Consider the following 21,029-nt stretch of genomic DNA (forward strand, 5'->3'; position numbering starts at 1 on the left):
CCTCTCGGGCTCCCGGCACCCGCCGTTTTCGTTGCGCTGCCGGGGCCGCACGGCGCGCTCGCCGCACAGCCCCGCACATGACGGAGGGGCCCAGCAGCAGCGCTGCGGGGCCCCTCCGTCTCGCCGGACCGCAGCGGGCTAGTCGCGGCGCAGGTTCGGCTTCAGGTCCTTGAAGCGGCCCAGCAGGCCGTTCACGAACGAGGGGGACTCGTCCGTCGAGAACTCCTTGGCGAGCTGGACGGCCTCGTCGATCGCCACGGCGTCCGGGGTGTCGTCCACCCAGATCAGCTCGTAGGCACCCAGCCGCAGGATGTTCCGGTCGACGACCGGCATGCGGTCGATGTCCCAGTCCACGGCGTAGGTGACGATCAGGTCGTCGATGCGGTTCACCTTGTCGGCGTAACCCTCGACAAGATCCATCGTGAAGGCGCTGACCGACGGCTGCCGGTCGTCGGACCGCGCGTGGCGGATCCAGTCCGCGAGGACCTCGCGCACGGGCACCCCGCGCTGGTCGGCCTCGAAGAGGATCTGGAAAGCGCGCTTGCGCGCATTGCTCCGGGCAGCCACGGTTAGCTGCTCACCCGGCCGAGGTAGGCGCTGGTACGGGTGTCGACCTTGACCGTCTCGCCGGTGGTGACGAAGAGCGGGACCTGGATCTCGTGGCCGGTCTCCAGCGTGGCGGGCTTGGTGCCACCGGTGGAGCGGTCGCCCTGGACACCCGGGTCGGTGTGCTCGATCTTCAGCTCGACGGCGGCCGGGAGCTCCACGTAGAGCACCTCGCCGTCGTGCTGCGCGACAGAGGCGGTGAAGCCCTCCAGCAGGAAGTTGGCGGCGTCGCCGACAGCCTTCTTGTCGACCATGAGCTGGTCGAAGGTGTTCATGTCCATGAAGACGAAGTACTCGCCGTCCATGTACGAGAACTGCATGTCGCGCCGGTCGATGGTGGCCGTCTCGACCTTCGTGCCGGCGTTGAAGGTCTTGTCGACGACCTTGCCGGAGAGCACGTGCTTGAGCTTGGTGCGCACGAAGGCCGGGCCCTTGCCGGGCTTGACGTGCTGGAACTCGACGACGGACCAGAGCTGGTCACCGTCGAGCTTGAGCACCATGCCGTTCTTGAGGTCGTTCGTGGAAGCCACGGTTGCGGATTCTCCTGCACTGGAAGACCACGGGTGCGCGCCCCTGCCCGGCAACGCGGGCTAGAGCGCGAGCAGCTCCTTGGTCGTAATGGTGAGTAGCTCGGGACCGCCGTCCGCCTCGGGGCGTACGACGAGCGTGTCATCGATCCGGACACCTCCCCGGCCCGGGAGGTGAACCCCCGGTTCGACGGTGACCGGCACGCAAGCGTCCAGTTTACCCATGGCGGTAGGTGCAAGCTGCGGGTCCTCGTCGATTTCGAGACCGACACCGTGTCCCATGGACGCCGCGAGTGCTTCACCGTACCCGGCCGAGTCCAGTACGGAGCGTGCCGCGTGGTCGACATCGCGGTAGGCGGCGCCCGGCACGAGCGCTTCCCGGCCGGCCCGCTGGGCGGCGAAGACGAGGTCGTAGAGCTCGATCTGCCAGTCGGCGGGGCTCGTGCCGATGACGAACGTCCGGCCGATCTCACACCGGTAGCCACGGTAGTTGGCGCCGAGGCAGACGGAGAGGAAGTCGCCCTCCTCCACCCGCCGGTCGGAGGGCCGGTGCCGGCCGCGGCCGGAGTGCGGGCCGGTGCCGACGGACGTGGGAAAGGCGGGTCCGTCGGCGCCGTGGTCGACGAGGCGGCGCTCCAGCTCCAGGGCGAGGTGGCGTTCCGTACGTCCGACGAGGATCGATTCCAGCAGCTCGCCGAGCGCCTGGTCGGCGATCTCGGCGGCGATCCGCAGGCAGGCGATCTCGTCCTCGTCCTTGAGCAGGCGCTGCTGCTCGACGGCGGTACCGAGGTCGGCCAGCCGCAGCCGCGGCGCCACCGACTGCAGGGCCCGGTGGCGGCCGACGGTGAGGTGGTGTTCCTCGACGGCGAGGGAGTCGGCCCGTACGGAGGCGGCCAGGTCCGCGGCGGCCACGGCCGGGTCGGCGCCGGGGGTCGGCAGTACGGACAGCCTCAGTCGCTCGTCGAGCCGTCCCTCGTCGGCTTCGCCGGTGGGTGCGCTGCCGCAGAACAGCACGTCGTCGGCGGGCCCGACCAGCAGGACGGCGCCCAGCGGGAACGCCCCGGTGAGGTAGCGCACGTTCGCCGGACGCGTGATCAGTGCGGCGGAGTTGCCCGCGGCGGCACAGCGGTCGCGGAGCAGGCCCCTGCGGGCCGCGTACACGTCTGACATGTCTTCGAGCCTACGAGCGCCGCGCGCATCCGGCCCGGCGAGCGCGTCCGGACGGGGCGGGGGACGGGGCCGGCGACCCGCCGTGCGGCTACCAGCCCCCCGGTGCGGCCAGCGCACGCGCGAGGGCCTCGTCGAGGGCGCGCGCGGTGCCCTCGACGTCGAGGTGGGAGTTGTCGATGATCGGCAGGCCGGAGCCGTACCAGCCCGCCATCCGGCCGTGGATGCGGGCGACTTCCTCGTCGGAGAGGCGACGGTTGCCGGAGCGGGCCGCGTTGCGCTCCAGGACGATGTCGAGGCCGGGCAGGAGCACCACCGGCAGCAGCCCGGCGCCCACGTGCCGTTTCCAGCCACCCAGTCCCACCACGGGCCGGTCGGGGAAGACCGCGTCGTCGAGGATGCAGGAGATGCCGTTGGCGAGGAAGTTGCGGGCTGCGAAGCCGCACGTGCGGCGGGCGAGGCGGTACTGGGCCTCGGAGTGTTCGTTCCAGCCCGCCTGCGGGTCGGCGAAGCCGGAGCAGACCCACTCCCGGACGTCGTCGAGGCTGATGTGCGCGGTCGCCACGGGGCGGGTGGCCGCCCAGTGCCGGGCCACGGTGGTCTTACCCGCGCCCGCCGGGCCGATCAGCAGGACCGCGAGCACGGCCCCGCCGGTGCCCGGCGCGGGGGGTACGGGCGCCGCGGCGACGGCGGGCGGCAGCGGGATGTGCCCGGTGGCCTCCGGCACGGGCGCCACCGGCACGGTGTGGCCGGACGGGGGCGGGGGTGAGCCCGGCCAGCCCTGCGCCGGGGGTATCGGCGGCTGCGGGGGCGCCGCCGGATGCGCTCCCGGCTGCCCCCAGCCCGGGCCTTCGCCCCCCACTCCTTGGTGCATCCGCTGCCACTCCGTCTCGTTCCGGCGACTGATGCGAGAACGTTATATGACCTCGCTGCCCCGACCGTCCACCAGCACCCCCGGACCGGACGTCAGGCGGAGATCTCCTCCGCCAGCGCGCGCAGCGCGAGCCGGTACGATCCGATGCCGAAGCCTGCCACGGTTCCGGTGGCCACGGCCGCGATGACCGAAGTGTGCCGGAACTCCTCACGGGCGTACGGGTTGGAGATGTGCACCTCGATCAGCGGCGCGGTGCGCTGCGCCGCGGCGTCCCGCATGGCGTACGAGTAGTGAGTGAAGGCACCCGGGTTGATCACGACCGGGATCTTGCCGTCCGCCGCCTCGTGCAGCCAGCGCACGAGCTCGCCCTCGTCGTTGGTCTCGCGGACCTCGACGTCGAAGCCGAGTTCGGCGCCCAGGGTGCGGCAGCTCTCCACGAGCCCGGCGTACGAGGTGGCCCCGTACACGTCGGGCTCGCGCGATCCCAGCCGGCCCAGGTTCGGGCCGTTCAGGACGAGCACCGGCCGGCTCACGCCGCGACCTCGCCGAACGCGGCGAACAGCACCGCCGGGTCGGGGCCCTCCAGTACGGTCGGCTTCGCCAGGCCGTCCAGGACGATGAAGCGCAGCAGGTCGCCGCGGGACTTCTTGTCGAGCTTCATGGTCTCCAGCAGCTTGGGCCACTGGTCGCCGCGGTAGGTCAGCGGCAGGCCGACGGACGAGAGGACCGCCTTGTGCCGGTCGGCCGTGGCGTCGTCCAGGCGTCCCGCGAGCCGGCCGAGTTCGGCCGCGAAGACCATGCCGACGGACACGGCCGCGCCGTGGCGCCACTTGTAGCGCTCGTTCTTCTCGATGGCGTGCGCGAGGGTGTGGCCGTAGTTGAGGATCTCGCGCAGTCCGGCTTCCTTGAGGTCGCTGGAGACCACGTCCGCCTTGACCTGGATCGAGCGGCAGATCAGCTCGGCGGTGTGCGGGCCCGCGGGCGTACGGGCCGCCTGCGGGTCCGCCTCGATCAGGTCGAGGATGACCGGGTCGGAGATGAATCCGGCCTTGATGATCTCGGCGAGGCCGCTGACGTAGTCGTTGACCGGCAGCGAGTCCAGAGCCGCGAGGTCGCAGAGGACGCCGGCGGGCGGGTGGAAGGAGCCCACCAGGTTCTTGCCCTCGGCGGTGTTGATGCCGGTCTTGCCTCCGACGGCCGCGTCCACCATCGCCAGGACGGTGGTCGGTACGGCGATCCAGCGCACCCCGCGCAGCCAGGTGGCCGCGACGAAGCCCGCGAGGTCGGTGGTGGCTCCGCCGCCCACGCCGACGATCACGTCGGTGCGGGTGAAGCCGGACTGGCCGAGCGCCTTCCAGCAGTAGGCGGCGACCTCGACGGTCTTGGCCTCCTCGGCGTTCGGCACCTGGATGGCGACGGCCTCGAAGCCCTGCGCCGCCAGGTCGTCCCGCAGGGCCTCACCGGTCGAGGCCAGCGCCTCGGGGTGGATCACCGCGACGCGCTGGGCACGCGTACCGATGAGGCTGCCCAGCTCGCCGAGGAGCTGCCTGCCGACCAGCACGTCGTACGCGTCGTGTCCGGCGCTGCCGCCGACGTGGATCCGCGTCACCTGGTCTGTCATACGTCCTTCAACTCCAGAGCGTCGAGGACCGCCTGGGCGACCTCTTCGGGGGTGCGGTCGTCGGTGGCCACCACGACGCGCGCGACTTCGGTGTACAGGGGGCGCCGGGCGTCCATCAGCTCGCGCCACTGACGGCGCGGGTTGACGGCGAGCAGCGGGCGGGCGGCGCCGAGGCCGACGCGTCGTACGGCCTCCTCGACGTCCATGGAAAGGTAGACGACGGGCAGGCCGGTCAGCAGCGCGCGCGTGCCCTCGTCGAGGACGGCGCCGCCGCCGAGGGCGAGGACTCCGGTGTGCTCGGCGAGGGCGGCCGCGACGGCCTGCCGTTCCAGCTCGCGGAAGTACGGCTCGCCCTCGTCGACGAACAGGTCGGAGATCTCCCGGCCCTGGGCCGCGACGATGTCGGCGTCGGTGTCCCGGTAGGGGACGCCGAGCCGGGCGGCGAGCAGGCCGCCCACGGTGGACTTGCCGGAGCCCATGGGTCCGACGAGGACGACCAGTGGTCCGCCGGTCACCGGATCTGCAGGTGGTCGAGGTACGAGCGGACGTTGCGGCGCGTCTCGGGAACCGAGTCGCCGCCGAACTTCTCGACGACGGCGTCGGCGAGCACGAGCGCGACCATGGCCTCGGCGACGATGCCCGCGGCGGGTACGGCACAGACGTCGGAGCGCTGGTGGTGCGCGACCGTGGCCTCGCCGGTGACCACGTCGACGGTGGCCAGGGCGCGCGGCACGGTCGCGATGGGCTTCATCGCCGCGCGTACGCGCAGCAGCTCGCCGGTCGTCAGACCGCCCTCGGTGCCGCCGGAGCGGCCGGTGGTCCGCTTGAGGCCCTCGGGGGTGGAGATGATCTCGTCGTGCGCCTGGGAACCGGGCACGCGGGCGAGCTCGAAGCCGTCGCCGACCTCGACGCCCTTGATGGCCTGGATGCCCATGAGCGCGGCCGCGAGGCGCGCGTCGAGGCGCCGGTCCCAGTGGACGTGCGAGCCGAGCCCGACGGGGACCCCGTAGGCGAGGACTTCGACGACGCCGCCGAGGGTGTCGCCGTCCTTGTGGGCCTGGTCGATCTCGGCCACCATCGCCTTGCTCGCGTCGGCGTCGAGGCAGCGCACCGGGTCGGCGTCGAGCTTGTCGACGTCGGCGGGGGTCGGGTGGACGCCGTAGGGCGCCTTGGCTCCGGCCAGCTCCACCACGTGCGAGACGATCTCGATGCCGGCGGTCTCCTTGATGAAGGACCGGGCGATCGCGCCGAGGGCCACGCGGGCGGCCGTCTCACGGGCGCTGGCGCGCTCCAGGATCGGGCGGGCCTCGTCGAAGCCGTACTTCTGCATCCCCGCGAGGTCGGCGTGGCCCGGGCGGGGGCGGGTCAGCGGCGCGTTACGGCCGGTCTCCTTGAGCAGCGAGGGGTCGACGGGATCGGCCGACATGACCGTTTCCCACTTCGGCCACTCGGTGTTCCCGATCATGACGGCGACGGGGGAACCCAGCGACAGGCCGTGACGCACACCGCCGAGGAAGGTGATCTCGTCCTGCTCGAACTTCATCCGGGCACCGCGGCCGTAGCCGAGCCGGCGCCGGGCCAGGTGATCTGCCACCAGCTCGGTGGTGACCGGGACGCCGGCGGGAAGGCCCTCCAGCGTCGCGACCAGTGCCGGTCCGTGCGACTCTCCTGCGGTCAGCCAACGCAACCTGCTCAACGATGCTCCTCATGCTCGCGCCTGGCACTGCGACGGCGCGATCGGGTGCGCGGCCCGGACCCGCCGTACCCGATCCTCCCATGTCCGGGCGGCTGTACCGGCGTCCGGTCCAGCTATCGGACGCCCTGTCCGTCAGGTGACTGCTCGGCGGCGCCGCCCCCGGCGGCTCGCCGACGCTCCCGGAGCCAGGTGACGGCCGTCCACACGGCGAGGGAACCGAAGATTCCGAGGACGAGGCACTTCACCCAGAGCGGCAGACTGCCGAAGGCCGTCCTGATCGCGACGAACACGATGAAGGGGATGTCCCACTTCGACGCGAGCACCTGCTCCGTGCCCGACCCGTCCATACCGCCCCCGTACATACCGCCCCCGTTCGTGCCATCCCAGTCCGGGAATGCGCAGACAGGAAGCCTAACGGTGGGCGAGCGCCCGCTCTCCGGCGGCCCTCATGGCCGCGAGCGGGCCCGGAGTGCGGCCCGTCATCCGCTCGACCTGGAGCACGGCCTGGTGGACGAGGAGATCCAGCCCGCCGACGAGCTCGCCCCCGCGCTGTGACCAGGCGGCGGCGAGCGCGGTCGGCCAGGGGTCGTACAGCACGTCGAAGAGGGTGCCCGGCGCGGCAGGAACGGCGGGGGCGAGATCGTCCGTGGCGCCGGCCGGCGTGGTGGCGATGACCAGGGGCGCGGTCAGCGCCTCGGCCGCGTCCGCCCAGTCGGCCGTACGGACGGACACGCCGAGCCGCTCGCCCCACCGGCGCATCTCGTCGGCGCGGGCGCGCGAGCGGACGTACGCGGTGACCTCGCCGGTGCAGATCCGCGCGAGGGCGGCCAGCGCCGAGGAGGCGGTGGCCCCGGCGCCGAGGATGGCGGCGGCGGGCACCTTCTCGACGCCGCGCTCGTGCAGGGCGGCGACGATCCCGGGGATGTCGGTGTTGTCGCCGAGCCGGCGGCCGTCCTCGGTGAGGACGACCGTGTTGACCGCCTCGACGGAGGCGGCGGTGTCGCTGATGCCGTCCAGCAGCGGGATGACCGCCCGCTTGAGCGGCATGGTCAGCGACAGCCCGGCCCACTCGGGGCCGAGGCCGGCGATGAACCCCGGGAGCGCGGCCTCGTCGATCTCGAACCGGTCGTAGGACCAGTCGGCGAGGCCGAGCTCCTGGTAGGCGGCGCGGTGCAGCACCGGTGAGAGGGAGTGCTCGATGGGCGAACCCAGCACCGCGGCCCTTGTGCGTGACATGCCTTGCCTATCCGCCGTTCTTGAGCTTCTGCCGAGCGTTGAACTCGTCGACCAGCTTGAGGTGTTCGTCGTAGGTCTGGGTGAAAGTGGTCTTCTCCCCGTCGACCGAAACGAAGAACATCCAGCCGCCGGCGTCCGGGTTCAGCGTCGCGTTCAGGGCGTCGTCGCCGGGGTTGCCGATCGGCCCCGGGGTGAGCCCTCTGTAGTAGTAGGTGTTGTAGAAGTGGTCGAGCGTCTTCGCCTCCTTGCTGGAGACGTTGATGTCGCTCGTGTTCTTGAGGTAGTTGATCGTCGAGTCGAACTCGAGCTTCTGGTTGGTGACGGTGTTCGTCTTCTTCAGGCGGTTGTAGATGACCTCGGACATCTTCCGGTAGTCCTCGTGGTTCTTGCCCTCCGCCTGGACGAGGCTCGCGACCGTGACCACCTGGAGCGGGTTCTCGAGGCCGAGTTCCTTGGCCTTGCCCTCGATGCCCAGCGCCGTGTACTTGTCGTTCGCGGTCTTGACCATCTGCTTGAGCACCGACTCGGGCGTGCTGGCCGTGGCGACGTCGTAGCGCGCCGGGTACAGGAAGCCTTCGAGCGGGTCCATGATCTTCTGGTTGCCGGCCGCCCAGGCCGGCAGGCCGAGGTTCTTGGCCTCGCGCTTGGCGATGTCCTGCGTGGTGCCTTCCGGCTTGCCCAGCTTCTTGTCGATCGCCCTGTAGACGTCGAAGTTGCGCGTGCCCTCGGGGATGATGATGACGTTCAGCTTCGAGGGGTCGCTCATCACCTTGACGGCGGCCGCCGCCGACATCTTCTTCTTGAGCGGGTAGACGCCCGCCTGGATGGCCGTGCCCCCGGGGGCCTTCTGAGCCGCCGAGGCGGCGTTGACGAACGCCTCCGCGCTGGCGACGACGCCGTGCTTCTTGAGGATCAGACCCATCTGGAGGAGACCCGCGCCATCGGGGATCTCGACGTCGACCGACTCGCCGGTGCCCGAGCCCGTATAGTCCTCGGCCGCGCCGAATCGCTCCTTCAGGTAGCTGTAGCCGTAGTAGCCACCGCCGCCGAGGACGCCCACGATCACCAGGGTGGCGATCAGGCAGGCCGCGCCGCTGCGCTCCTTGGACTTGCCGCCCTTCGAGCGGCCGGAGCGACGGCCTCGCCCGCCGGAGGGCCCGTCATCGTCGTCGGACCGGCCACCGCCGGCGAGCGGGGACTCCGTCTCCTCGTCGGTCGCCTCGTCGGCGTCCTGCCACTGCTCCTCGGCTTCCACGTGCCGCTGGCCCGGGGGCTGCGGCGGAGGGTAGGCCTCGGGGGTGCTGTACAGGTCAGGGGCCTCGCCGGGGTAGCCGACGGCCACGGGCTGGGCGTACGGGTCCGCGCCGGCGTACGGATCGGCCGGCGCGGGCGCGGGGACGTAGGGGCCCTGGCCGGTGTCCCAGCCCTGGCTGTCGTACGTCGGCGGCTGGGACTGCTGCGGCTGCTGCGCGTACTGGGGCTGGGGGTGCTGCTGTGCGTACCCCTGCTGCTGGGGGTACTGCTGCTGCGGGTAGTCCTGCTGCTGCGGCTGTGGGTACTGCTGCTGGTACTGCGGCTCCTGCGCGTACTGCTGCTGCTCGCCGCCGGCGTAGGGCATCTGACCCTGCTGGGTCGCCTGCCCGGTCCACCCCTGGTCCCCGTACAACGGGTCCTCCGGGTGCCAGGGTTCGGGGGCGCGGCCCCGGCCATACTCAGTCATCGGTCCCCTAGAGCCGCGAGACGGAGGCAGCGGCTTCGTTGCCGCGGCACCCGGTTCCGCCTCTGAAGTGGTGGGCGACGGCTGTTCGAATGCCGCCACATCGCGCGGAACGTTACCGTATCGCGATCAGACAACCACTTCGACGCACTCACCGGGCGGATTACCTGATACCCGTTCGGTCTCAAGAGCGTTCTGAAGGATCACCACGGCGGCCGCCTGGTCGATGACCGAGCGGCCCTTCTTGGCGTTCCTCCCCGAGGCGCGCAGCCCCTGGGCGGCGGTGACCGTGGTCATCCGCTCGTCCACCAGACGCACCGGCACGGGCTTGATCCCCCTGGCCAGCTCGTTCGCGAACGCGCGCACCTTGACCGCGGCCGGCCCCTCCCGCCCGCTGAGCGAGCGGGGAAGGCCGACCACGACTTCGAGGGGTTCGTACTCCTCGACGAGCTGCCGCAGCCGCCGGTGGGCGAACGGGATGTCCCGGCCCGGCACGGTTTCCACCGGTGTGGCGAGCACCCCGTCGGGGTCGCACGAGGCGACCCCGATCCGGGCGTCGCCGACATCGACGGCCAGACGGCGGCCACGGCGCAGTGTCATCGTCAGACCGTCTCGACGACGAGGCGCTCGACGGCGCTGATGGCCTCCGGGACGGCGGCCGGGTTCTGGCCGCCACCCTGGGCGACGTCCGGCTTGCCGCCACCGCCGCCACCGAGGGTCTTGGCGGCGGCGCGGACCAGGTCGCCGGCCTTGAGACCGCGCTCACGGGCGGCCTCGTTGGTGGCGATCACGGTCTGCGGGCGGCCGTTGGCCACGGTGAAGAGGGCCACGACGGCCGGGCGGTCGCCCCGAATGCGGCCTCGGACGTCCAGGACCAGCTTGCGCAGGTCGTCGGCGCCGGTGCCGTCCGGCACCTGGCCGACGACGAGAGCGACACCGCGGATGTCCTGGGCGTTCTCGGCGAGACCGGCGGCGGCCTGGAGGACCTTCTCCGCGCGGAACTTCTCGATCTCCTTCTCGGCGTCCTTCAGCTTGCCGAGCATGGAGGCGATCTTCTCCGGCAGCTCCTCCGGACGGCCCTTGACCAGCTCCTGGAGCTGGGCGACGACGGTGTGCTCCTTGGCGAGGAAGTTGTACGCGTCCACGCCGACCAGGGCCTCGACGCGGCGCACGCCGGAGCCGATGGAGGACTCGCCGAGCAGCTTCACCAGGCCCAGCTGGGCGGTGTTGCCGACGTGGGTACCGCCGCACAGCTCCTTGGAGAAGTCGCCGATGGTCACGACGCGCACGCGCTCGCCGTACTTCTCGCCGAACTCGGCGATGGCACCTTGCTTCTTCGCCTCGTCGATGCTCATGATCTCGGCGGTGACGTCCAGCTCGCGCGAGAGCACCTCGTTGATCTTCTGCTCCACGTCCGTGAGGACGCCGCCGGGGACGGCGTTCGGCGAGCCGAAGTCGAAGCGGAAGCGGCCGGGCGAGTTCTCGGAGCCGGCCTGGGCGGCCGTCGGGCCGAGCGCGTCGCGCAGCGCCTGGTGGGTGAGGTGGGTGGCCGAGTGGGCGCGGGCGATGGCCCGGCGGCGCTTGATGTCGATGGCGGCGTACGCGGAGGCGCCGACCGTCACCTCGCCGACCTGGACGGAGCCCTTGTGCACGGAGACACCCGGGACCGGCTGCTGGACGTCGCGGACCTCGATGACGGCGCCGGAGTCGAGCTTGATCCGGCCCTGGTCGGCGAGCTGGCCGCCACCCTCGGCGTAGAAGGGGGTGCGGTCGAGGACGACCTCGACCTCGTCGCCCTCGGAGGCGGCGGGCGCGGAGACGCCGTTGACCAGCAGGCCGACAATGGTGGACTCGCCCTGGGTGGTGGCGTAGCCGGTGAACTCGGTGACGCCGGAGCCGTCCGCGATCTCCCGGTAGGCGGACATGTCCGCGTGGCCGGTCTTCTTGGCCTTGGCGTCGGCCTTGGCGCGGTCGCGCTGCTCCTGCATCAGGCGGCGGAAGCCGGTCTCGTCCACGGCGAGGCCCTGCTCGGCGGCCATCTCCAGGGTGAGGTCGATCGGGAAGCCCCAGGTGTCGTGGAGCAGGAACGCCTTGTCGCCGGAGAGGACCGTGCCGCCGGCGGCCTTGGTCTCGCTCACAGCGGTGTCGAGGATGTTCGTGCCGCCCTTGACGGCCTTGAGGAAGGCGGCCTCTTCGGCGAGCGCGACGGTCTCGATGCGCTTGCGGTCGGTGACGAGCTCCGGGTACTGCTGCCCCATCGTGTTGATCACGACGTCGACGAGGTCCCGCACGACCGGGCCGGTGGCGCCCATGAGGCGCATGTTGCGGATGGCGCGGCGCATGATGCGGCGCAGCACGTAGCCGCGGCCCTCGTTGCCGGGGGTGACGCCGTCGCCGATGAGCATGACGGAGGTGCGGATGTGGTCGGCGACCACGCGCATGGACACGTCGGTGTCCTTCGCGGCGCCGTACCGCACACCGGTCAGCTCGGTGGCCTTGTCCATGACCACGCGCAGGGTGTCGGTCTCGTACATGTTCTGCACGCCCTGCAGGATCATGGCGAGACGTTCGAGACCCAGACCGGTGTCGATGTTCTTCGACGGCAGGTCGCCGAGGATCGGGAAGTCTTCCTTCCCGTCGCCGGCGCCGCGCTCGTACTGCATGAAGACCAGGTTCCAGATCTCCACGTAGCGCTCGTCGTTGACGGCGGGGCCGCCCTCGACACCGAACTCGGGACCGCGGTCGTAGTTGATCTCGGAGCACGGGCCGCAGGGACCCGGGACGCCCATGGACCAGAAGTTGTCCTTCTTGCCCAGGCGCTGGATGCGCTCGGCGGGGACGCCGATCTGCTCGCGCCAGATCTGCTCGGCCTCGTCGTCGTCGAGGTAGACGGTGATCCAGAGCTTCTCCGGGTCCAGGCCGAAGCCGCCGTCCGCCACGGAGCTGGTGAGCAGCTCCCAGGCGTACTTGATGGCGCCTTCCTTGAAGTAGTCGCCGAAGGAGAAGTTGCCGCACATCTGGAAGAACGTGCCGTGGCGGGTGGTCTTGCCGACCTCTTCGATGTCCGGGGTACGGACACACTTCTGCACGCTGGTGGCACGGGGGGCCGGGGGCTTGGTCTCGCCGAGGAAGTACGGCTTGAAGGGGACCATGCCCGCGTTGACCAGCAGCAGAGTCGGGTCGTCCGCGATGAGCGACGCCGAAGGGACAACGGCGTGACCGCGCTCCTCGAAGAAGCTCAGCCAGCGGCGGCGGATTTCAGCCGACTCCATCAGTGGTCCTCATTCCGGTTGTACGTAACCGCCGAGCGGCTCGGTCGGTGGTCGGTCTTGTCGTTCTCGATGGCCCGCAGCCGCCGCGGCCCGGGAAGGGCGGTGACGCTGCCTGGCCGGTCGGGATCCTGGTGCAGTCCCAGTGCGTCGTTCAACTCGTCCTCGCGCTGGGACATGCCCGCCTTGACGTCGAGGGCGAAATCCTTGAGGCGGTGACCCGCCTCCACGGCCTTGTCCGCGGCCTGCGCGGCGAGACTCTCCGGCGTCAGCTTCTTCAGCTGCCGGTTGACCTTGGTGGTGGCCCACACGCCTGCGGCGGCGCCTGCGGTGAACCAGAAGGCTCGGCGGAACATCGGCGGTCTCAGCCCTTCTGTTTCCGGCGTCGGGCCGCCGGCACGGTACGGCCGACGATCACGCTACGACGGGACGTCTTCTGCGGCGCGCTGGTCGATGTCTCCGTGGTCGTCCGGCCGAGCGCCTTGCGGACGCCGTAGCCGAAGGCCGCGACCTTGACCAGCGGCCCGCCGAAGGTGGAGGCCACGGTGGAGGACAGCGCCGAGGCGTTGGAGGTGACCTCCTGGACGTCGCTCGCGATGGCGTCGACGCGGTCGAGCTGCGTGCGCGCGGAGCGGACGGTGGTGGAGGCGTCCGCCAGGAGCGGGACGGCCTGCTCGGTCACGTCGGCCACGAGCCTGGTCGTCGCCTTGAGCACCTGGGCGAGCCTCACCAGCACCACGGCGAGGAAGGAGACCAGGATGGCCCAGAAGACGGCCACGAGGATCCCGGCCACCTCTCCACCGGACACGTTGCACCGCTCCCTGACCTAGAAACCTACGGAGAAAAAGTCTCCTCCGACCCTATCGCGCCGGAGATCCGCCGCAGTACCGGAATTCCGGGGCGGGGCGACCGCCTTCGCGGGCTCGCCTTGTACGCTGCGCATCCGCACGAGTACCCTCCGTGTCCCATGCGACAGAGACCCCTTCGAAACAGGACCTCGGGCAATCTTCCCTCGGAGCTAAGCGGGTTCATCGGGCGGGACGGCGAACTCGCCGCGCTGGCGCGGTTGCTGGAGGCCTCCCGGCTGGTCACGGTGACCGGGGTGGGCGGGGTGGGCAAGTCCCGGCTGGTCCTGGCCCTGGCCCGTGCGGCCGCCGAGGACCCCGCCGCAGGGGCGCAGGAACGCTACTTCGACGAGGTACGGCTGGCCGAGCTGTCCTGCGTACGGGACCCGGCGCTGCTGGAGTTCACGCTGGCCGAGGCGCTGGGGCTGACGGACCACACCAGCCGGCCGCCCCGGACCGTACTGGCGGAGCACCTGGCCCCGCGGCGGCTGCTGCTGGTCCTGGACGGATTCGAGCAGCTCGTCGAGGAGACCTCCGAGCTGGTACGGGAGCTGCTGCGGCGCTCCCCCGGCCTGCGGGTGCTGGCGTCGGGCCGGCGCCCGCTCGACCTGGAGGGGGAGCAGGTCTTCCCGCTGGAGCCGCTGGAGCCGGCCGACGCCCTGGCCCTGTTGGCCGCGCGGGCGACGGCCGCCGACCCGGGCTTCGCGGTGACGGCGGCGAACCGGCCCGTGCTGGCCGAGCTGTGCGCGCGGCTCGACGGGATCCCGCTGGCCCTGGAGCTGGCGGCGGGGCGGCTGCGGGCCCTGTCCGCCGCGCAGGTGCTCGCCCGGCTGGAGGACCGCTTCGGCCTGCTGACGGGCGGGACGCGCGGGGCGCTGCCCCGGCACCGCGCCCTGCGGACCACGATCGGGTGGAGTCACGAGCTGTGCGGTCCGGCGGAGCGGCTGCTGTGGGCGCGGCTGTCCGTCTTCGCCGGACAGTTCGACCTCGACGCCGCCGAGTACGTGTGCGCCGGTCCCGATCTGCCGGCGGACAGCGTGCTCGACCTGGTCGGAGAGCTGCTGTCCCAGTCCCTGCTGACCCGGGAGGACACGGCGGCGGGGGTCCGCTACCGGATGCTGGAGACCGTACGGATGTACGGGGCGGGCTGGCTGGAGTCGCTGGGTGACGCCGGACGGCTGCGGCGGCGCCACCGGGACTGGTACATGGGGCTGGCGACCTGGTGCGAGCTGGACTGGTTCAGCCCGCGCCAGCAGGAGGTGGCCGCGCTGATGGAGGCGGAGTTGCCGAATCTGCGGCTCGCCCTGGAGTGCTGCCTGGACGAACCGGACGAGCCGCACCTGGGCCAGTACCTGGCGGGCACCCTCTGGTTCTACTGGGCGGGCTGCGGGCGTCTGACCGAGGGCCGGCACTGGCTGGACCGGACCCTGGACACCCCCGGCCACGCGGAGGGCGAGGCGGAGTACGAGAGCTCGCGGCTGAAGGCGCTGTGGGTCCTCGGCTACGTGGCCGCCCTGCAGGGCGACGCGGTGGCCTCGATGAGCGCCCTGCACGAGTGCCGCAACGGTGCCGAGCGCACGGGGAACCGGGTGGCGGGGGCGTACGCGGTCCACCGGCTGGGCTGTCTGGCACTGGTGTCGGACGACATGACACGGGCCCGGGAGCTGCTGGGCACGGCGCTGGAGCGCTACCGGGAGACCGGGGAGCTGAACAGCAACGTCCTGATGTGCCAGGTGGAGCTGGCGATGGCGCTGGCCTTCCAGGGCGAACTGGCGGGCGCCGTGGCGCTGTGCGAGGAGGTCCGCGATATCTGCGAGGAGCGGGGGGAGCGCTGGACGAAGGCGTACGCCCTGTACGTCCTGGCGTACGCGGCCCTGGACGCGGGAGGGACCGCCGAGGCTCGGCGGCTGCTGACCGAGTGCGTGACGATCAACCACACGTTCCGCGATCTGGTCGGGCTGGTGCTGGCGGTGGAGCTGCTCGCCCTGGTCACGGTCACCGAGGGCCGTCCGGCGGAGGCGGCGGTGCTCCAAGGCGCGGCGGAGCCGATGTGGGAGGGGGTCGGGCTCCAGCTGTTCGGGTCGGGCTACTTCAACGCGCCGCGGCTGATGTGCCAGGAGCGGGCGGGTGAGGTGCTGGGTCCCGAGCGGTACGCGGCGCACGCGGCCGAGGGGCGAGCGCTCAGCCTGGAGGCGCTGGTCCTGCGGGCGCGGTGGGCTCCCGGGGAGCACCGCGCGGAGGCCCACGTCCCGCGGCTGGGGCGGCGGGCGGGGCTGCGCGGTACGGAGGAGCCGCGCCGGGCCGCGGCGGACGGCCCGAAGCCGTAGCGCGAGCGGGCCGGGTGACGAGAAAGCCCGCCGCCCCCCGGAGGGGACGGCGGGCTGACCAGCCAGTGAGGCCTACACCTACATCAGCGGGCGTAGTACTCGACGACGAGCTGCTCGTCGCAGATGACCGGGATTTCCTTGCGGTTCGGGTCGCGGTCCAGGCGGAAGGCCAGGGCCTTCAGGTTGACCTGCAGGTAACGGGGGGTCTCGCCCTCGCCTGCGTAGCCACCCTCACGGGCAACCTGGAACGGAACCTTCTCGCGGCTGCGCTCGCGCACGGTGATGACGTCGTCCGGACGGACGCGGAACGACGGCTTGTCGACCTTGTCGCCGTTGACCTCGATGTGACCGTGGACGACCATCTGGCGGGCCTGGTAGATGGTGCGGGCGATGCCCGAACGCAGAACCAGGGCATCCAGGCGACGCTCGAGCTCGACGACAAGCGCCTCGCCCGTCTTGCCTTCGGCCTTCTTGGCGCGGTCGTACGCGCGGGCCATCTGACGCTCAGAGATGTCGTACTGAGCGCGCAGACGCTGCTTCTCCAGCAGACGAACCTTGTAGTCCGAGTTCTGCTTGCGGCCACGGCCGTGCTCGCCCGGCGGGTAGGGGCGGGCCTCGAAGTACTTGACGGCCTTCGGGGTCAGCGCAATGCCGAGGGCACGCGACTTCTTGACCTTGGGTCGCTTCTGGTTCACGTGGAACCTACCTCCATGTAAGTTAGGTGAGGCTTACCTTAGCGAGGAGGACGTAATGTCTCGACCACATGGGATCCCCCTGCCCAGTGCGCATCGAAGTTCGGGTTCCAACGAAACGGAATCCGCTTTCGACGACGATAAGCAAGGTCAGCCGCGTCCCAGGGAAGGCGTTCGGCAGCTCACCGGAGCCGAACGCGTACGAACCCTCGTAGAGTCCAACGCCTCAGTATCCCTCACGCTCCCGGGTGCTCGCGACAGCCGAGAATCCGAGGAGTTCGGGACAGGAGTGCCGGCCGCTCGGACCGTCACCCCGGACGGGGACGTGATTCTCCTTGTTTCAGGGGAATCCGCGGCTGCCAGGGCAGCCGCTCACGCCCAGGACGACGACCTCACCGCCGTGATCGAGATCACGGACGTGGCGCCGGTGTCCGTGCCCCATCGTATCCGAGGCCGCGCATGGCTGGCGGGGTGGCTCACACCGGTGCGCGGGGACGACCGCGCGGCCTGCGCGGCGCTGCTCGCCGAGCGCCAGCCGGTGGGTGAGCTGCTCGGGATGTCGGAGTCGCTCGACTCCCCCTGCTTCGGGCGCCCCGCGTGGATGCTGCTGCGCCTGGAGGTCGGCGAGATCTCGGTGGACGACCTGTGGGGCGCCGAGCACGTGGACCCGGACGAGCTGGCCGCCGCCGAACCGGACCCGATGGTCGCCCACGAGACGGAGCTGCTCCAGCACCTGAGCTCCGCCCACGGCGAGCGGATCGCCGACCTCCGCGGGCTGCTGGGCCCCCGCGAGGCGCGGGACATGACCGCCGTCCCGCTCTCGCTGGACCGCCTGGGCCTGCGGGTGCGCTTCACCGGGGGCGACGCGGGCTCCTTCGACGCACGCTTCGACTTCCCGGAGCCGGTGACGGACATCTGCGGCCTGCGCCGGGCGATGCACACCTTGTTCTGGGCGGCCTCGCACTGATGCCGGCCGTCGGGCGGCATGCGTCGCCGCGCAGACCGCCCGCAGGTCAGGACCCGCCGCGCAGCCGCTCCCGGACCTTGTCCACCACGTCCGCGTAGCGCGCCTCGGCTCCGTACCGCGTGGGCTCGTAGTACCGCTTGCCGTGGATCTCGTCCGGCGCGTACTGCTGGGCGGCGATGCCCCCCGGCACGTCGTGCGGGTACACGTACCCCTGCGCGTGCCCCAGCTTCGCGGCGCCCTTGTAGTGCCCGTCGCGCAGGTGCGGCGGCACCGTCCCCGCCAGCCCCGCCCGTACGTCGGCCAGCGCCGCGCCGATCGCGGTCGTGGCGGTGTTCGACTTCGGGGCGAGTGCCAGCGCGATGGTGGTGTGCGACAGGGTCAGGGCGGCCTCCGGGAAGCCGATCATCGCCACCGCCTGGGCGGCGGCCACCGCGAGCGGCAGGGCCGTCGGGTCGGCGAGCCCGATGTCCTCGCTCGCGGAGATCATCAGTCGGCGCGCGATGAACCGCGGGTCCTCTCCCGCCTCGATCATCCGGGCCAGGTAGTGCAGCGCCGCGTCCACGTCCGAGCCGCGGATCGACTTGATCAGCGCGCTCGCCACGTCGTAGTGCTGGTCGCCGTCCCGGTCGTATCTGACCGCCGCCCGGTCCACCGCCTCCTCCAGCGTCTGGAGGGTGATCTCGTCCTCGCCCTTGGCGATGGCGGATCCGGCTCCCGCCTCCAGCGCGGTCAGCGCGCGCCGGGCGTCACCGCCCGCGATCCGCAGCAGGTGGGCTTCGGCGTCCTCGGGCAGGGTCACCGCGCCGCCCAGGCCGCGCTCCTCCGTGAGCGCACGCCGCAGCAGCGCGCTCAGGTCCGTGTCCGTCAGCGGTTCCAGCGTGAGCAGGAGCGAACGCGAGAGCAAGGGCGAGATGATCGAGAAGTACGGGTTCTCCGTGGTGGCCGCGATCAGGGTGACCCAGCGGTTCTCCACGGCCGGCAGCAGCGAGTCCTGCTGCGCCTTGCTGAAGCGGTGGATCTCGTCGAGGAAGAGGACGGTGTCCTTGCCGTATCCGCCGGCGGCCCGCTTGGCGCCCTCGATGACCGCCCGTACCTCCTTGACGCCCGCCGTGATCGCCGACAGCTCGACGAACCGCTTCTGCGTCGCCTGGCTGACCACGTACGCCAGGGTGGTCTTGCCGGTGCCGGGCGGTCCCCAGAGGATCACCGACGAGGCGCCGGCCGGTCCCCCGGCACCCTCCCCGACCAGCCGCCGCAGCGGCGAGCCCTGCTTCAGCAAGTGCTGCTGGCCGACCACCTCGTCAAGGGTGCGCGGACGCATCCGGACGGCGAGCGGCGAGCTCGACGGGTCCTTCTGCTGGCGGTCCTCAGCGGCGGCGGTGAAGAGATCTGGTTCCACCCCTGAAGCCTATGCGAGCCCACCGACAGTCCCGACGGGCGTCAGGAGGTCCAGAAGTCCCACCAGCGCGTCAGGATCAGCATCCCGGTGATCCCGATGTGCAGCACGGGCAGGACCCAGGTGAACTCGTCGAGGAAGCTTCGCAGCCAGCCGGGAGCGGGCAGCAGCCCCGTGCGCACGTTGTACGCGGTGACATACCAGAACATGACGATGGTGGCGACCCAGGCCAGGCAGCACCACAGGCACAGCGAGTTGATGGTGTACAGCGACTGGTAGGTCAGCCAGGCGCAGAAGACGACGCCGAAGAGGGTGCCCGCGTTCAGGGTCAGCCAGTACCAGCGGCGGAACCGGGCCCCGGCCAGCAGACTCATGCCGACGCAGATCACGATCGCGTAGGCGACCAGTCCCAGCATGGGGTTCGGGAAGCCGAAGACCGCCGCCTGGTCGCTCGTCATGATGTTGCCGCAGGAGACGATCGGGTTCAGGCTGCAGCCCGGCGTGAAGTTCGGGTCCTCCAGCAGCTTGAACTTGTCGATGGTGATCACCCAGGCGGCGAGCAGCCCCGCGGCTCCGGTGATCACCAGCAGCAGGGCCAGGGCCCGGCTGCCGCCGAACGTCGTGCTCGGGGCGGTGTCCCCGTTCGTGCCTCGTGTCGTCATACCGCCCGCTCCACATCCGCAAGGTCGACAAGCACTGGCCATTGTGCCGCATCGGGCCCCGTGACCACCGTTCGATGGGCATAAGGAAGGGGCGGGGCCGGGCGAAGCTCCGCGCAGCGGCTCCTCCCCCACCCCGCCCCCACCGGCGCGAACCGTCAGGCCAGACGGGCCCGGACCTCGTCCACCAGCTCGGCCAGGGCCACCGGGGACTGCTCCCCGGACCGCATGTCCTTCAGCTGCGCGACACCCTCGGCGAGGTCGCGCTCGCCGGCGACGATCGTGAACCGCGCACCCGACCGGTTCGCGTCCTTCATCGCACCCTTGAGGCCCTTGCCCCCGTACGAGAAGTCCGCCGCGATCCCGGCCCGCCGCAGCTCGGTGACCTTCCCGAACAGCACCCGGCGGGCCTCTTCGCCCAGCGCCACCGCGAACACCGACGTCGCCGCCGGAATGTCCAGCTCCACGCCCTCGGCCTCCAGAGCGAGCACGGTACGGTCCACGCCCAGCGCCCAGCCGACCGACGGCAGCGCCGGTCCGCCGATCATCTCGGACAGGCCGTCGTAGCGGCCGCCGCCGCCCACCGCGGACTGCGAACCCAGACCGTCGTGGACGAACTCGAAGGTGGTCCGGGTGTAGTAGTCCAGTCCGCGCACCAGCTTCTCGTCGTCCTCGAAGGCCACCCCCGCGGCGGTGATCAGCGAGCGCACCTCCTCGTGGTACGCCTTGCACGCGTCGCACAGGTAGTCCCGCAGCATCGGCGCACCGACCAGCTGCTTCTGTACGTCGGCGCGCTTGTCGTCGAGCACGCGCAGCGGGTTGATCTCGGCCCGGCGCACGGTCTCCGCGTCGAGGTCCAGCCCGCCCAGGAAGGACTGCAGCGCCTCCCGGTACACCGGACGGCACTCCTTGTCGCCCAGCGAGTTCAGCAGGATCCGGAAGTTGCGCAGGCCCAGCGAGCGGTACGCCTGGTCGGCCAGGATGATCAGCTCGGCGTCCAGCGCCGGGTCCTCGGCGCCGATCGCCTCGGCGCCGACCTGCGAGAAGTGGCGGTAGCGGCCCTTCTGCGGGCGCTCGTAGCGGTAGTAGGAACCGGAATACCAGAGCTTGACCGGCAGGTTGCCCTGCTTGTGCAGGCTGGCCTCCAGTGCCGCGCGCAGGACCGAAGCCGTGCCCTCGGGGCGCAGGGCCAGCTGGGAGCCGCCCTTGGTCTCGAAGGCGTACATCTCCTTGGAGACGATGTCGGTGGACTCGCCCACCCCGCGGGCGAAGAGGCCGACGTCTTCAAAACCGGGCGTCTCGATGTAGCCGTAACCGGAGTTGCGCAGCGGGGCGGCGATGGCCTCGCGTACCGCCAGGTACTTCACGGAGACCGGCGGGATCAGGTCGTACGTGCCCTTGGGGGCCTTGAAGGTGCTCACGAAAGTCTC

Annotated in this window: 21 protein-coding genes; 2 read left to right on the forward strand and 19 right to left on the reverse strand. The window is 71.2% G+C overall.

Annotated elements, in window-relative coordinates; all coding sequences use genetic code 11:
- Window positions 1-138: 138 nt before the first annotated feature.
- The 15 genes from nusB to ACWDYJ_RS10640 form a co-directional block, all read right to left on the reverse strand.
- Window positions 139-567, reverse strand: coding sequence for a transcription antitermination factor NusB (nusB, locus tag ACWDYJ_RS10570; protein WP_451565128.1), 429 nt, complete (start codon window positions 565-567; stop codon window positions 139-141).
- Between the two features lie 2 nt (window positions 568-569).
- On the reverse strand, window positions 570-1,136 hold the full coding sequence (efp, locus tag ACWDYJ_RS10575) for an elongation factor P (protein WP_451565129.1): 567 nt from the start codon (window positions 1,134-1,136) through the stop codon (window positions 570-572).
- 60 nt (window positions 1,137-1,196) lie between these two features.
- Window positions 1,197-2,303: an aminopeptidase P family protein gene (locus ACWDYJ_RS10580; RefSeq protein WP_451565130.1), complete on the reverse strand. Its 1,107-nt coding sequence runs from the start codon at window positions 2,301-2,303 to the stop codon at window positions 1,197-1,199.
- 88 nt (window positions 2,304-2,391) lie between these two features.
- Window positions 2,392-3,174 (reverse strand): AAA family ATPase, encoded by a 783-nt coding sequence (locus ACWDYJ_RS10585; RefSeq protein WP_451565131.1) that lies wholly within the window; start codon window positions 3,172-3,174, stop codon window positions 2,392-2,394.
- Between the two features lie 92 nt (window positions 3,175-3,266).
- Window positions 3,267-3,707 carry a type II 3-dehydroquinate dehydratase gene (aroQ, locus tag ACWDYJ_RS10590; protein WP_451565132.1) on the reverse strand — a complete coding sequence of 147 codons (441 nt, stop codon included), beginning with the start codon at window positions 3,705-3,707 and terminating at the stop codon, window positions 3,267-3,269.
- Entirely contained in the window at window positions 3,704-4,795 is a 1,092-nt protein-coding gene (aroB, locus tag ACWDYJ_RS10595) for a 3-dehydroquinate synthase (protein ID WP_451565133.1), read from the reverse strand. Before aroB ends, aroQ begins: the two co-directional genes overlap by 4 nt.
- Window positions 4,792-5,310: a shikimate kinase gene (locus ACWDYJ_RS10600; RefSeq protein ID WP_451565134.1), complete on the reverse strand. Its 519-nt coding sequence runs from the start codon at window positions 5,308-5,310 to the stop codon at window positions 4,792-4,794. Before ACWDYJ_RS10600 ends, aroB begins: the two co-directional genes overlap by 4 nt.
- On the reverse strand, window positions 5,307-6,491 hold the full coding sequence (aroC, locus tag ACWDYJ_RS10605) for a chorismate synthase (protein WP_451565135.1): 1,185 nt from the start codon (window positions 6,489-6,491) through the stop codon (window positions 5,307-5,309). The genes ACWDYJ_RS10600 and aroC overlap by 4 nt, the downstream gene beginning before the upstream one ends.
- A 113-nt stretch (window positions 6,492-6,604) precedes the next feature.
- Window positions 6,605-6,838, reverse strand: a complete 234-nt coding sequence (locus ACWDYJ_RS10610; RefSeq protein WP_451565136.1) for a hypothetical protein — start codon at window positions 6,836-6,838, stop codon at window positions 6,605-6,607.
- Window positions 6,839-6,902: 64 nt separating this feature from the next.
- Window positions 6,903-7,727, reverse strand: a complete 825-nt coding sequence (locus ACWDYJ_RS10615) for a shikimate dehydrogenase (RefSeq protein ID WP_451565137.1) — start codon at window positions 7,725-7,727, stop codon at window positions 6,903-6,905.
- 7 nt (window positions 7,728-7,734) lie between these two features.
- The gene (mltG, locus tag ACWDYJ_RS10620) at window positions 7,735-9,447 is read right to left on the reverse strand and encodes an endolytic transglycosylase MltG (protein WP_451565138.1); all 1,713 of its coding nucleotides are present in this window, start codon (window positions 9,445-9,447) and stop codon (window positions 7,735-7,737) included.
- Window positions 9,448-9,573: 126 nt separating this feature from the next.
- Window positions 9,574-10,044 (reverse strand): Holliday junction resolvase RuvX, encoded by a 471-nt coding sequence (gene ruvX, locus ACWDYJ_RS10625; RefSeq protein ID WP_451565139.1) that lies wholly within the window; start codon window positions 10,042-10,044, stop codon window positions 9,574-9,576.
- Window positions 10,045-10,046: 2 nt separating this feature from the next.
- Window positions 10,047-12,716, reverse strand: coding sequence for an alanine--tRNA ligase (alaS, locus tag ACWDYJ_RS10630; RefSeq protein WP_451565140.1), 2,670 nt, complete (start codon window positions 12,714-12,716; stop codon window positions 10,047-10,049).
- Window positions 12,716-13,069, reverse strand: a complete 354-nt coding sequence (locus tag ACWDYJ_RS10635; RefSeq protein ID WP_451565141.1) for a DUF6167 family protein — start codon at window positions 13,067-13,069, stop codon at window positions 12,716-12,718. The genes alaS and ACWDYJ_RS10635 overlap by 1 nt, the downstream gene beginning before the upstream one ends.
- An 8-nt stretch (window positions 13,070-13,077) precedes the next feature.
- Window positions 13,078-13,521 carry a DUF948 domain-containing protein gene (locus tag ACWDYJ_RS10640; RefSeq protein ID WP_451565142.1) on the reverse strand — a complete coding sequence of 148 codons (444 nt, stop codon included), beginning with the start codon at window positions 13,519-13,521 and terminating at the stop codon, window positions 13,078-13,080.
- Between the two features lie 159 nt (window positions 13,522-13,680).
- On the opposite strand from ACWDYJ_RS10640, the gene ACWDYJ_RS10645 reads away from it, so the two are divergent.
- Window positions 13,681-15,885 (forward strand): ATP-binding protein, encoded by a 2,205-nt coding sequence (locus ACWDYJ_RS10645; RefSeq protein WP_451565143.1) that lies wholly within the window; start codon window positions 13,681-13,683, stop codon window positions 15,883-15,885.
- An 83-nt stretch (window positions 15,886-15,968) separates the two neighbouring features.
- On the opposite strand, the gene rpsD is transcribed toward ACWDYJ_RS10645, so the two are convergent.
- Complete coding sequence (gene rpsD, locus ACWDYJ_RS10650; protein ID WP_008740451.1) at window positions 15,969-16,580, reverse strand: 30S ribosomal protein S4; 612 nt, start codon at window positions 16,578-16,580, stop codon at window positions 15,969-15,971.
- 55 nt (window positions 16,581-16,635) lie between these two features.
- On the opposite strand from rpsD, the gene ACWDYJ_RS10655 reads away from it, so the two are divergent.
- On the forward strand, window positions 16,636-17,544 hold the full coding sequence (locus ACWDYJ_RS10655) for a DUF2470 domain-containing protein (protein WP_451565144.1): 909 nt from the start codon (window positions 16,636-16,638) through the stop codon (window positions 17,542-17,544).
- A 46-nt stretch (window positions 17,545-17,590) separates the two neighbouring features.
- Here the strand turns inward: ACWDYJ_RS10655 and ACWDYJ_RS10660 are convergent, their stop codons facing one another.
- The 3 genes from ACWDYJ_RS10660 to hisS form a co-directional block, all read right to left on the reverse strand.
- The gene (locus ACWDYJ_RS10660) at window positions 17,591-18,943 is read right to left on the reverse strand and encodes a replication-associated recombination protein A (protein ID WP_451565145.1); all 1,353 of its coding nucleotides are present in this window, start codon (window positions 18,941-18,943) and stop codon (window positions 17,591-17,593) included.
- Window positions 18,944-18,984: 41 nt separating this feature from the next.
- Window positions 18,985-19,602 (reverse strand): vitamin K epoxide reductase family protein, encoded by a 618-nt coding sequence (locus tag ACWDYJ_RS10665; protein ID WP_451565146.1) that lies wholly within the window; start codon window positions 19,600-19,602, stop codon window positions 18,985-18,987.
- 155 nt (window positions 19,603-19,757) lie between these two features.
- Window positions 19,758-21,020, reverse strand: a complete 1,263-nt coding sequence (gene hisS, locus ACWDYJ_RS10670) for a histidine--tRNA ligase (protein ID WP_451565147.1) — start codon at window positions 21,018-21,020, stop codon at window positions 19,758-19,760.
- Window positions 21,021-21,029 lie beyond the last annotated feature (9 nt).

The sequence above is a fragment of the Streptomyces sp. NPDC003042 genome (assembly GCF_053591315.1).

Coding starts and splice junctions, on each gene's coding strand:
- ACWDYJ_RS10580 (WP_451565130.1), bottom strand. CDS start 2,303: ATGTCAGACGTGTACGCGGCCCGCAGGGGCCTGCTCCGCGACCGCTGT.
- ACWDYJ_RS10635 (WP_451565141.1), bottom strand. CDS start 13,069: ATGTTCCGCCGAGCCTTCTGGTTCACCGCAGGCGCCGCCGCAGGCGTG.
- ACWDYJ_RS10655 (WP_451565144.1), top strand. CDS start 16,636: ATGTCTCGACCACATGGGATCCCCCTGCCCAGTGCGCATCGAAGTTCG.
- ACWDYJ_RS10665 (WP_451565146.1), bottom strand. CDS start 19,602: ATGACGACACGAGGCACGAACGGGGACACCGCCCCGAGCACGACGTTC.
- ACWDYJ_RS10645 (WP_451565143.1), top strand. CDS start 13,681: ATGCGACAGAGACCCCTTCGAAACAGGACCTCGGGCAATCTTCCCTCG.
- ruvX (WP_451565139.1), bottom strand. CDS start 10,044: ATGACACTGCGCCGTGGCCGCCGTCTGGCCGTCGATGTCGGCGACGCC.
- ACWDYJ_RS10585 (WP_451565131.1), bottom strand. CDS start 3,174: ATGCACCAAGGAGTGGGGGGCGAAGGCCCGGGCTGGGGGCAGCCGGGA.
- ACWDYJ_RS10615 (WP_451565137.1), bottom strand. CDS start 7,727: ATGTCACGCACAAGGGCCGCGGTGCTGGGTTCGCCCATCGAGCACTCC.
- aroB (WP_451565133.1), bottom strand. CDS start 4,795: ATGACAGACCAGGTGACGCGGATCCACGTCGGCGGCAGCGCCGGACAC.
- ACWDYJ_RS10610 (WP_451565136.1), bottom strand. CDS start 6,838: ATGGACGGGTCGGGCACGGAGCAGGTGCTCGCGTCGAAGTGGGACATC.
- alaS (WP_451565140.1), bottom strand. CDS start 12,716: ATGGAGTCGGCTGAAATCCGCCGCCGCTGGCTGAGCTTCTTCGAGGAG.
- mltG (WP_451565138.1), bottom strand. CDS start 9,447: ATGACTGAGTATGGCCGGGGCCGCGCCCCCGAACCCTGGCACCCGGAG.